The sequence below is a fragment of the Streptomyces sp. SBT349 genome, assembly GCF_001083795.1.
Classification (GTDB): domain Bacteria; phylum Actinomycetota; class Actinomycetes; order Streptomycetales; family Streptomycetaceae; genus Streptomyces.
The window spans coordinates 1-1,830 of record NZ_LAVK01000626.1; the positions used below are offsets into that span (position 1 = coordinate 1).

Sequence of the window (1,830 nt, forward strand, 5' to 3'; positions counted from 1 at the left end):
CTGGGCGGGGTGCTGATGGTGCTGGTGCAGCTGCCGTTCTTCCTGCGGCGGCTGAGGCGCCTGCCGGGGTCGGCGCGTCCGGGGCGTCCGGGGCGTCGGCGGGTCTCGCTCCGGCGCCGCGCCGGGGCGCGCCGGGGCGCGGGTGTGGTGTGCGCGCCCGTGGCGCTGGCCGGGGTGGCGGTCATCGCGCCGGTCGCGCTCTTCGCGATCGGCCGCCAGGCCCAGGTCTTCGTGGAGCGTTTCCTCGCCTCAGGGCTGCCGCCGGGCGCCATCTCGCACCTCAACTACGCGCAGAAGGTCGCCCAGATGCCCATGGTGCTGGCGATGATGATCTGCACCGTCACCCTGCCCCTGGTGGCGCGCGCCGTGGCGGACGGCGACCTGGCGCGCGCCCGGGCGCGCGTGGAACGGGACTTGGTGCTGGCGGCGGTCGTCGCGCTGGTGGGGGGCGCGTATGTGGTCGCGTACGCCCCCGAGATCATCGCGCTCCTCTTCCAGCGCGGGGCGTTCGACGGCGAGGCCACGGCGGCGACGGCCGGGGTGATGCGGGTCTACGCGCTCGGGCTGCTCGGGCACACGCTGGCCGGGGCGCTGGTGCGGCCGTTCTTCTCGGCGGGGCGGCCGACGTGGTTCCCGGTCGCGGCGATGCTGCCGGGCCTCGCCGTCACGGCGGCCGGGGGCCTGGTCGCCGTCGGCCCGTTCGGGGCGCCGGGAATCGCCGCCGCCAACGCCGTGGGCATCACCGTCACCGCGCTGCTCCTGCTGTGGGGGCTCGCCTCCCGCACCATCCCGGTCGACGCCCGGCTGCTGCTCGGCCGCTTCGCGCGGCTGGGGGCGGCGGCGCTGGCCGCCGCGGGGGGGGGGTGGGCGGCGGCGTCCGCGCTGCCGTCCGCCGGGCCTCCGGCCGACCTCGCGCTCGGCTGCCTGCTGGTCCCGGCCGTCTTCGCGGGGGCCGCGCTGGCGCTCCGGGTGCCCGAGGCCGCGCCCCTCGCCTTCGTTCTCACCCACCTCAGACATCCCAGGAATCTCACCCACCTCAGGCATCTCAAGCAAAGGGGCCCCCATGTCCGTGCCCGTGTCCGCTGACGCCGCCGCCCGCACCCCGTTGTGGCTGTTCATGTACCACTCGGTCGCCTACACCGACCCCGACCCGTACCGCATCACCGTCACCCCCGACCGCCTGCACCAGCAGCTCGGCTGGCTGCGCAGGCGCGGGCTGCGCGGCGTCTCCATCGGCGAGCTGCTGCGCGCCCGCGCCGCCGGGCGGGCCGGGCGGCTGGTCGGGCTGACCTTCGACGACGGCTACCGGGACTTCCTCGACACCGCCATCCCGCTGCTGCGCGGCCACGGCTGCACCGCGACCGTGTTCGTGCTGCCGGGGCGGCTGCACGGCAGCAACGCGTGGGACACCGACGGGCCGCGCAAGCGGCTGCTCAACGCGGACGGCATCAGGGCCGTGGCCGCCGCGGGCATGGAGGTCGGCTCGCACGGCATGCGGCACGAGAACCTGCGCCGCGCCACCCCGGAGCTGCTGGAACGCGAGGTGGCCGCCAGCCGCGAGGCGCTGGCCGACATCCTGGGCGCGCCGCCGCACGGCTTCTGCTACCCGTATGGCGCGGTCGACCGCGGAGCGGTCCAGGCGGTCGAGGCGGCCGGGTACGCCTACGCCTGCGCCGTCGATCCGGGGCGCCTGACCGGGCGGTTCGCGCTCCCCCGGATCCACGTGGGTGAGCGGGACACGGCGCGGCGGCTGCGGCTGAAGCAGTGGCTGCACCCGGTGCGCCGCCGCGGGCTCGCGCCGTTGCCCGCGCCGTCGGCCGCCCCCGCCCC

2 protein-coding genes are annotated in these 1,830 nt (G+C 77.1%); both read left to right on the forward strand.

The window, feature by feature from the left end:
• Positions 1-1,086, forward strand: a 1,086-nt coding sequence (locus tag ADY01_RS35305; protein WP_324613486.1) for a lipid II flippase MurJ, incomplete at its 5' end; no start/stop codon positions are given.
• The coding region (locus tag ADY01_RS35310; RefSeq protein ID WP_234320545.1) for a polysaccharide deacetylase family protein at positions 1,064-1,830 on the forward strand (767 nt) is incomplete at its 3' end. The genes ADY01_RS35305 and ADY01_RS35310, both read left to right, overlap by 23 nt.